A 10,106-nucleotide genomic window follows, 5' to 3' on the forward strand; every position below is an offset into this window, starting at 1 on the left:
ATCCTAAATAGCCGACATCTATTTTGCTTTCCGAGTAGTGCCTCTTTTGAGGCACTTTTTTTTATTATAAATACAATAGAATTGAACTAATTTTCTAAATTAGAATCTTATGTATCGTCTCTTGACAAAATCATTATTTATAGGAGTTTTTTATGAAATCTTTAAAATCTTTATTAACTTTGACCGCACTTACTATGGCTGTTTCCGGTGCTGCATTTGCAAATGAAAGTACGGTGACTACTTTTAAAAAAGAAGCCGTAACCAATGTAAATTCAATGATTCAAAATCAAAAAGAAAGTGTTATCGTAGATAAAAATAGTTTGAAAGAAAAGGCAGTTACGACAAAAGAAAAAGCTAAAGATGCGATGACGTCGGCAAAAGAAGCGACAAAAGAAAAAATGGATATAGCGAAAGAAAAAGCTAAATCAATGAAATCATCAGAAACTTCATTAATAAAAGATAAAGCCTCTGAGAAATTCAATTCAGCGAAAGAGCAGGTTAAAACAGAAAAAGAAAAAATTGCCTCAAGAGCCAAAGTAAATATTAATAAAGCGGATGCTGAAACTTTGCAAAAACTTTCCGGCATTGGTGAGAAAAAAGCGCAAGCGATCGTGGATTATCGTAATAAAATGGGCAAAATTAAAAATGTGGCGGAATTATCAAAAATTGATGGTTTAGGGGAGACAACCATTGAAAAAATTGCGCCTTATCTAACTTTCTAAAAACAAGGTCAATATCGACCGCGACCGCACTTTCTAAAGCCTGGCAAAATTTGTCGGGCTTTTTGCTTTAAGTTAAAAATATTGTTGAGCTAGATCACAAATTTGCAACAAACTTGTAAATGAGGCATTTTTCTAATTCAATCCTATGTATAATGAGCAGCGAACTTAATAGATCATATTATTTGAGGTGAATATGCAACCAAATAAGGCTTTTGACGAATGGTTGGCAACAACCGCACTCGGTGGCGCAAACCAAGCCTATATCGAAGAATTATATGAACGTTATTTAGACGATCCGAATTCTATTGATAATAGCTGGAAAACCACCTTTGATTCTTTGCCGAAATCAACTGCTGTTGAACAACCGCATTTGCCGGTTCGTGATTATTTTCGTCGCTTAGCTCGGGAAAATAACTCGGAAACCGTCACTGTTATTGATCCGGAAGCAAGTGCAAAATTAGTGAAAATATTACAATTCATTAACGCCTACCGATTCCGAGGTCATTTGGAAGCGAAACTCGACCCCCTTAACTATTATCGCTGGAAGGTTTCCAGTGTGCCGGAGTTAGATTACCGTTATCACGGCTTTACCGAGCAAGATCTCAACGAAACCTTCAATATTAATCACTATGTTTATCAACGTGATACCATTACGCTTGCCGACTTAAACAATATGCTTAAAGAAACCTATTGTGGTTCTATCGGTTTAGAATTTATGCACGTGCAGGATATGGAACAAAAAATGTGGCTTCAAAATAAATTGGAAAGCCGCTTAAGTCAACCGCTCTTTACCCATGAAGAAAAAAAGAATTTTCTTAATGAATTAACCGCAGCTGATGGATTGGAACGTTATCTTGGTGCGAAATTCCCCGGTGCAAAACGTTTTTCTTTAGAGGGAAGTGATGCTTTTATCCCATTAATGAAGGAAATTATTCGCCACGCCAGCAAACAAGGTGTGAAAGATGTAATGATGGGGATGGCGCACCGAGGGCGTTTAAATATGTTGGTGAATGTGCTGGGTAAAAAACCGAAGGATCTCTTTGATGAATTTGCCGGTAAACATTCGGGCGACCGTACCGGTGACGTTAAATATCATCAGGGATTTTCATCTGATTTTGCGGTGGGTGAAAAGCATGTGCACTTAACCCTCGCTTTCAACCCGTCTCATTTAGAAATTGTTAGCCCGGTGGTGATCGGCGCTGTACGTTCACGTCAAACTAAGAAAAATGATGTAGAACGTTCACAAGTGTTAGCCGTGACGGTGCATGGTGATTCAGCGGTAGCGGGGCAAGGTGTTGTACAAGAAACCTTAAATATGTCGAATGCCCGTGGTTATACGGTAGGTGGCACTATTCGCATCGTGATCAATAACCAAATCGGTTTTACCACATCTAATCCAAATGACACTCGTTCCACAGAATATTGCACAGATATTGCAAAAATGATCCAAGCGCCGATAATTCACGTTAATGGCGATGATCCGGAAGCGGTCGCTTTTGTTGCCCGTATGGCAGTGGAATATCGCAGTTTATTCAAACGGGATATTTTTATTGATTTGATTTCTTATCGTCGTCATGGACATAACGAAGCCGACGAACCTTTGGCCACACAACCAATGATGTATAGTATCATTAAAAAACATCCGACACCGCGTGAAGTTTATGCTGCTCGTTTAGTGAAAGAAGGTGTGATCACTGAAGAACAAGTCATTGAAATGATGAATTTATATCGTGACAGTCTAGATAATGGCGAACGTGTGGTGGCAGAATGGCGTGAAATGGATACGGCGAAAATGGATTGGTTGCAATATCTTAATTATGACTGGACCTCGCCTTATGAAAGTAAATTCCCACAAGATCGTTTTATCACGCTGGCAAAACGTGTATGTGAATATCCGGAAAGTTTACGTGCACACCCGCGTGTTGAAAAAATTTATAATGATCGCAAAGCCATGTATCAGGGCGAAAAATTGCTCGACTGGGGAATGGCTGAAACTATGGCATATGCAACTTTACTTGATGAGGGGGTAAACGTTCGTTTATCAGGGGAAGATGCGGGAAGGGGGACGTTTTTCCATCGTCACGCTGTAGTACATAACCAAAATGATGGAACAGGCTATGTAGCGCTCACACATTTGCATGCTAACCAAGGGCGTTTTGAAGTATGGGATTCGGTGCTATCTGAAGAATCAGTACTTGCCTTTGAATATGGTTATGCTACCGCAGATCCGAAAACCCTAACGATTTGGGAAGCGCAATTTGGTGATTTTGCAAACGGTGCACAAATTGTGATTGATCAATTTATCAGTTCGGGAGAACAAAAATGGAACCGAATGTGCGGTTTGGTGATGTTGTTACCGCATGGGTATGAAGGTCAAGGACCGGAACATTCTTCCGCTCGTTTAGAACGTTATCTGCAACTTTGTGCAGAGCAAAATATGCAGGTTTGTATCCCTTCTACACCAGCACAGGTTTATCATATGTTACGCCGTCAAGCTTTGCGTAAAATGCGTCGTCCATTAATTGGGATTTCACCAAAATCTTTATTGCGCCACCCGTTAGCCGTATCAAGTTTAGACGAACTTGTTAATGGTTCATTCCAAACGGTAATTGGTGAAATGGATGATCTGGATCCGAAAGGGGTTAAACGTATTGTGATGTGTTCAGGAAAAGTTTATTACGATTTACTGGAACAACGTCGAGCTAATAATCAAACTGATGTGGCAATTATCCGAATCGAACAACTTTATCCTTATCCGTATGAAGATATGAAAAAGGTCCTTGAACCTTATGCCCATGTAAAAGATTATGTATGGTGTCAAGAAGAACCCCTTAATCAGGGAGCATGGTATAGCAGCAAACATAATTTTGAAAGTTCCATTCCTGAGGATGTCAAACTTAAGTATGCAGGGCGTCCGGCTTCGGCTTCACCGGCTGTTGGATATATGTCATTACATGTTAAACAGCAAAAACAATTGGTAGAAGATGCATTGACATTGTAAAGTGCGGTGAAAAATTTGCATGTTTTCATGAGTGGAATTATCCACTAATGAAAGTAACCACAAAGGTGGGTTAAAACCCACATGAGAAAAATAGTAAAGGAAAAACGACCATGACAATCGAAGTTCTTGTTCCAGATTTACCCGAATCCGTTGCGGATGCCACAGTGGCAACATGGCATAAAAAAGTAGGGGATGCCGTAAAACGTGATGAAGTATTAGTTGAAATTGAAACGGATAAAGTCGTGTTAGAAGTACCGGCCCTGTCCGACGGGGTGATTACTGAAATTTTAGAAACCGAAGGGGCAACAGTAGTCAGCAAACAGTTGCTCGGTAAACTTTCCAAGGCTCAAGCTGGTGATATTAGTACGGCAACGATCAATGAATCAAATGAGCCGACACCGGCAGATCGTCATCATTCAGCTATTGAAAACAGTCATCATAATGCTGATGATCATGGACCTGCAATCAGACGGTTATTAGCAGAACATGATCTTGATGCAGCTCAAATTCAGGGTTCCGGTGTGGGCGGTCGATTAACCCGTGAAGATATTGAACGTGAAATCTCAAAAAGAGATGCACAAAAAGCAAAACAGCAAGTCGCAACAGAGCAAAACACCATTAGTACTGTGGCATATCAGTCCCGTTCCGAAAAACGAGTGCCAATGACACGTTTACGTAAACGTATTGCGGAACGTTTACTTGAAGCCAAAAACAGCACGGCAATGCTCACCACATTCAATGAAGTGGATATGCAACCGATAATGGGCTTGCGTAAAGCTTATGGTGAAAAATTTGAAAAACAACATGGCGTGCGTCTAGGTTTTATGTCATTCTATATTAAAGCTGTCGTCGAAGCGTTGAAACGTTATCCTGAAGTCAATGCTTCCATTGATGGTGATGATATTGTTTACCATAATTACTTTGATGTCAGTATTGCTGTTTCTACCCCTCGTGGCTTGGTTACACCGGTGTTACGCAACTGCGATAAACTGAGTATGGCAGAAATTGAAAAACAAATTAAAGCATTGGCGGAAAAAGGTCGCGATGGCAAATTGACAGTGGAAGATTTAACCGGTGGTAATTTCACTATTACTAATGGTGGTGTATTCGGCTCACTCATGTCCACTCCGATTATTAACCCGCCACAAAGTGCGATTCTTGGTATGCATGCCATCAAGGAGCGCCCAATTGCCTTGAATGGAGAAGTTGTTATTCGACCAATGATGTATTTGGCATTGTCTTATGATCACCGTTTAATTGATGGTAGAGAATCCGTCGGCTTCCTTGTCGCTATTAAAGAATTATTGGAAGATCCGACAAGATTATTATTGGAAATTTAGAAAAAAAGTGCGGTCAATTTTGATCGCACTTTTATTTTTCTATGAAAAGGCAACACGTTACACTATTTTATAAATAACGAGAAAAATGCAGGTAACCCTATGAATTTACATGAATATCAAGCAAAACAGCTTTTTAAAGAATATGATTTACCGGTAAGTGAAGGGATTATTTGTCATTCTGCTGATGAGGCAGCTATGGCACTTTTCCAACTTAACGGTGAGCGTTGGATCGCAAAATGCCAAGTCCATGCGGGAGGGCGTGGTAAAGCCGGAGGAGTAAAACTGGTAAATAATGCGGAAGAAGTTCGGATTTTTGCTCATAAATGGTTGGGAAATCGTTTGGTCACGTTCCAAACCGATAAACAAGGTCAGCCGGTAAATAGCATCTATATTGAAGAAACTTGTGATATTGAGCAAGAACTTTATCTTGGCGCAGTGATCGATCGTTCATCACAGAAAATTATCTTTATGGCGTCTTCTGCCGGAGGTATGAATATAGAAGATGTCGCATGGGAAACCCCTCATTTAATTCACAAGGTCGAGATTGATCCGTTATTTGGCGGTATGCCGTACCAGGGCAGAGAACTGGCATTTAAATTAGGTTTAAATGGGGAGCAAAATAAACAGTTTACCCACGCATTTGTACAATTAGCAAAATTATTTGTTGAAAAAGATCTTTCTCTTTTGGAAGTCAATCCGCTTGTGATCACATCACAAGGAAATTTAGTTTGCTTGGATGCCAAAATGTCTATTGATGATAATGCTCTGTTTCGTCACAAAGATTTACTTGCTCTGCGAGATTTAAGTCAAAGTGATTTACGTGAAGCCGAAGCAGAAAAACACCAGTTAAATTATGTAGCATTGGAAGGCAATATTGGTTGTATGGTAAATGGTGCGGGGCTTGCCATGGGAACAATGGATATTGTCAAACTTTACGGTGGTGAGCCGGCCAATTTCCTTGATGTCGGAGGCGGTGCGACAAAAGAACGTGTTACTGAAGCCTTCAAAATTATTTTGACGGATAAGGGTGTCAAAGCCATTTTGGTTAATATTTTCGGAGGGATTGTTCGTTGTGATTTAATTGCCGAGGGTGTTATTGCCGCTATCCGCGAAGTCGGGATCAAGGTTCCTGTTGTCGTGCGTTTAGAAGGCACAAACGTTGAATTAGGGCGTAAAATTTTATCGGAAAGCGGGGTGAATTTAATTGCCGCCAACAGTTTGCAAGAAGCCGCACAAGCCGTGGTGAATGCGGCGAAAGGAGAATAATTATGTCGATATTAATTAATAAAGAGACCAAAGTCATTTGCCAAGGTTTTACCGGTGCACAGGGAACATTTCATTCCGAACAAGCGATTGCCTATGGTACAAAATTAGTGGGGGGTATTTCGCCAAATAAGGGGGGAACGACACATTTAGGCTTACCGGTATTTAATACCGTGCGCGAGGCAGTTAATGCTACCGGTGCGACAGCTACGATGATTTATGTTCCTGCCCCATTTTGTAAGGATGCAATTTTAGAAGCTATTGATGCGGGAATTCAACTTATCGTGTGTATTACTGAAGGCATTCCTACACTTGATATGCTGACTGTAAAGCAAAAATTAAATGAAACCGGTGTAGTAATGATTGGTCCAAACTGTCCGGGAGTAATTACACCCGATGAATGTAAAATTGGTATTATGCCGGGAAATATTCATAAAAAAGGGAAAATCGGCATTGTTTCCCGTTCCGGTACGCTGACTTATGAAGCCGTAAAACAAACTACTGATGAAGGGTTTGGACAATCCACTTGCGTAGGGATCGGAGGCGATCCGATTCCGGGTTCAAGTTTCATTGATATTTTAAAACGTTTCCAAGATGATCCTGAAACTGAGGCCATTGTGATGATAGGAGAAATAGGCGGTTCCGCAGAGGAAGAAGCGGCAGCTTATATTAAAGCCCATGTCACTAAACCGATGGTTGGCTATATTGCAGGTGTTACCGCGCCAAAAGGTAAACGTATGGGACACGCTGGGGCGATTATCAGTGGTGGTAAAGGCACCGCTGAAGATAAAATCGCAGCTCTTGAAGCTGCCGGGGTTAAAACAGTGAGAAGTTTAGCGGATATTGGTTCGGCATTGAGAACATTGCTAAAATAAAAACGCATTGAGAAATGACCGCACTTTGATAATGTACTCAAAGTGCGGTTTTTTTATAACAAGTTTTTATAACCTAATGATTAAAAGGTGTATAATCTCGGCAATATTCTAAGGAAAAAATTATGAGCCAGTTTTTTTATATTCATCCTGAAAACCCACAAGTACGTTTAATCAATCAAGCGGTAGAAATTTTGCGTAAAGGTGGCGTGATCGTGTATCCCACAGATTCCGGTTATGCACTAGGTTGTATGCTCGGGGATAAACATGCGATGGATCGTATTATCTCGATTCGTAAATTGCCGGAAGGGCATAATTTTACCTTGGTGTGTCGTGATTTATCCGAACTTTCTAATTATGCAACGGTGAGCAATATTGCCTACCGCTTAATCAAAAATAATACACCGGGACGTTACACTTTCATTTTGACAGCGACGAAAGAATTACCACGTCGCTTAATGACATCAAAACGTAAAACCATTGGCTTACGCGTGCCGGATAATCAAATCGCTTTAGATTTACTCAGTGCATTGGGGGAACCAATTCTTTCTTGCTCGCTTATGCTACCGGGGGAAGAACATATCACGCAATCTGATCCTGAAGAGATTCGGGAGCGTTTAGAACACCAAGTGGATTTAATCATTCATGGTGGATATTTGGGACAAGATCCCACAACCGTAGTGGATTTAACGGAAGATACACCGGTTATTTTACGTGAAGGAAGCGGTTCTACAGAACCATTTATTTAGTTTATACAAAGACGCTTGGGAAAGCGACAAAGGAAACAAAATGAAAACCAATCAATCAAGAAAAAACACCTATAAACATAGTGAAAAACAGCGTGAAAACCGACCGCACTTTGAACGTAAAGAAGCCCAAAGTGCGGTTATTTTGGGACGAGAATTTCCTGCAAAAGGAAAAATATTCCCCCAAAAAATGCAGCCGAAAGTTGAAGGGGAAAAATTACAGAAAGTTTTAGCACGAGCAGGACAAGGATCTCGCCGTGAAATAGAAGCCATGATTGTGGAAAATCGGGTGAGTGTAGACGGAAAAATGGCAACACTGGGGGACCGTATTGACGTCCATTCCGGTGTGAAAGTGCGTATTGACGGTCGAATTATTAATCTCCAACAGGCACAAAAGGAAATGTGTCGTGTATTGATGTATTACAAACCGGAAGGGGAACTTTGCACCCGTAGTGATCCGGAAGGGCGTGCAACTGTATTTGATCGTTTACCTCGCTTGAATGGTGCCCGTTGGATTGCAGTGGGGCGCTTGGATATCAATACTTCCGGTTTATTATTATTTACCACAGACGGCGAGTTAGCGAACCGTCTAATGCACCCAAGCCGTGAAGTGGAGCGTGAGTATTCTGTACGGGTATTCGGGCAAGTGGACGAGGCTATGTTGGCACGTTTACGCAAAGGTGTTCAGCTTGAGGACGGGCCGGCAAATTTTAAGGAAATAAAATTTACCGGTGGTGTAGGGATAAATCAATGGTATGACGTCACTTTAACGGAAGGACGAAATCGTGAAGTACGCCGTTTGTGGGAATCCCAAGGAATCCAAGTCAGCCGTTTGATTCGTACCCGTTACGGGAATATTAAATTAATGAAAGGCTTGCCACGAGGCGGATGGGAAGAAATGGCACTTGAGAACGTGAACTATCTGCGTGAATTAGTAGGATTACCACCGGAAACGGAAAGCAAACTTGATGTGACAAAGTCTCGCCGCCGACCAAAATCCGGACAAATTCGTAAAGCAGTGAAACGTTACACTGAATTAGGAAAACGCTATAAAAAATAGGTATCTGCGATGAAAATGCAACAACTTCGCTATATTGTGGAAATAGTGAATCAAAACTTAAATGTGACGGATGCGGCAAATGCACTTTATACGTCACAACCGGGCATCAGCAAACAAGTGCGCTTGTTGGAAGATGAATTAGGTTTAGAAATTTTTGAGCGCAATGGAAAACATATCAAATCCATCACGCCGGCCGGGAAAAAAATTATTTCCATCGCTCGAGAATTGTTGGTAAAAGCGGAAAGTATTAAATCTGTCGCTAATGAATATACCCGCCCGGATCATGGTGTATTGCGTATTGCGACCACAAACACGCAAGCACGTTATATGTTACCTTCGGTTGTTGAACGCTTTTCTAAACAATATCCCGATGTAAGTTTGCATATTCATCAAGGTTCACCAACACAAATTCATGACGCTCTAATGTCCTGTGAAGTGGATTTGGCGATTACCACAGAGGCCCCCTATTTGTTTGATGATCTCATTCAATTACCTTGTTACTTATGGAACCGCTCGGCTATCGTGAAATTGGATCATCCTTTGGCAAAAGTAAAAAATTTAACGATTGAAGAACTCGGGAAATACCCACTTGTCACCTATACTTTTGGTTTTACAGGGGTATCGGATTTGGATTACGCTTTTAATGCCGCCGGAATTTTACCGAATATCGTTTTTACGGCTACCGATGCAGATGTAATAAAAACCTATGTGCGTTTAGGGCTGGGCGTAGGGATTATGGCAAGTATGGCTCATACCGAGCTTGATCATGATCTTGTTGCCATTGATGCCAGCCATTTATTCCGTTCCAGTATGACGCAAATCGCCTTTAAACAAAGCACCTTTTTACGTAACTATATGTATGATTTTATCGAATATTTCTCACCGCATCTCACCCGTTCAATGGTGGAAAAAGCCGAGCGCTTGCGTGATAACAATGCCGTAAAAAAATTGTTTGATAACGTGGAATTAGAAGTCAAGTAATCGTATTTGTAAAAAGGAAAAAAAGAGCGGTTGAAATTCATGGAGAATGTTGACCGCTCTTTTTTATTGGAAAATTAAAAATTATATTATTAAATCATAAATATTTACTCCCCCCATCGTG

At 40.9% G+C, this 10,106-nt stretch carries 8 protein-coding genes; all 8 read left to right on the forward strand.

From position 1 onward, the window contains the following. The first annotated feature begins 152 nt into the window (after positions 1-152). The 8 genes from BKK47_RS09720 (at position 153) to cysB (ending at position 9,985) form a co-directional block, all read left to right on the forward strand. Positions 153-722, forward strand: coding sequence for a ComEA family DNA-binding protein (locus BKK47_RS09720; RefSeq protein ID WP_077494653.1), 570 nt, complete (start codon positions 153-155; stop codon positions 720-722). 193 nt (positions 723-915) lie between these two features. Continuing rightward, positions 916-3,723, forward strand: coding sequence for a 2-oxoglutarate dehydrogenase E1 component (gene sucA, locus BKK47_RS09725; protein WP_077494654.1), 2,808 nt, complete (start codon positions 916-918; stop codon positions 3,721-3,723). A gap of 110 nt (positions 3,724-3,833) precedes the next feature. Continuing rightward, on the forward strand, positions 3,834-5,063 hold the full coding sequence (gene odhB / locus BKK47_RS09730) for a 2-oxoglutarate dehydrogenase complex dihydrolipoyllysine-residue succinyltransferase (RefSeq protein ID WP_077494655.1): 1,230 nt from the start codon (positions 3,834-3,836) through the stop codon (positions 5,061-5,063). A 99-nt stretch (positions 5,064-5,162) separates the two neighbouring features. After that, positions 5,163-6,329 carry an ADP-forming succinate--CoA ligase subunit beta gene (gene sucC / locus BKK47_RS09735; protein ID WP_077494656.1) on the forward strand — a complete coding sequence of 389 codons (1,167 nt, stop codon included), beginning with the start codon at positions 5,163-5,165 and terminating at the stop codon, positions 6,327-6,329. Between the two features lie 2 nt (positions 6,330-6,331). Continuing rightward, positions 6,332-7,201: a succinate--CoA ligase subunit alpha gene (gene sucD, locus BKK47_RS09740; RefSeq protein ID WP_077494657.1), complete on the forward strand. Its 870-nt coding sequence runs from the start codon at positions 6,332-6,334 to the stop codon at positions 7,199-7,201. A 122-nt stretch (positions 7,202-7,323) separates the two neighbouring features. After that, complete coding sequence (locus BKK47_RS09745; protein WP_077494658.1) at positions 7,324-7,947, forward strand: L-threonylcarbamoyladenylate synthase; 624 nt, start codon at positions 7,324-7,326, stop codon at positions 7,945-7,947. Positions 7,948-8,086: 139 nt separating this feature from the next. After that, a complete protein-coding gene (gene rluB, locus BKK47_RS09750) occupies positions 8,087-9,004 on the forward strand; it encodes a 23S rRNA pseudouridine(2605) synthase RluB (protein WP_482822353.1) in 918 nt (305 codons plus the stop codon). A gap of 9 nt (positions 9,005-9,013) precedes the next feature. Continuing rightward, a complete protein-coding gene (gene cysB, locus BKK47_RS09755; protein WP_077494660.1) occupies positions 9,014-9,985 on the forward strand; it encodes an HTH-type transcriptional regulator CysB in 972 nt (323 codons plus the stop codon). The last annotated feature ends 121 nt before the right edge of the window (positions 9,986-10,106 follow it).

The sequence above is a fragment of the Rodentibacter mrazii genome, from assembly GCF_001998825.1.
Classification (GTDB): Bacteria; Pseudomonadota; Gammaproteobacteria; order Enterobacterales; family Pasteurellaceae; genus Rodentibacter; species Rodentibacter mrazii.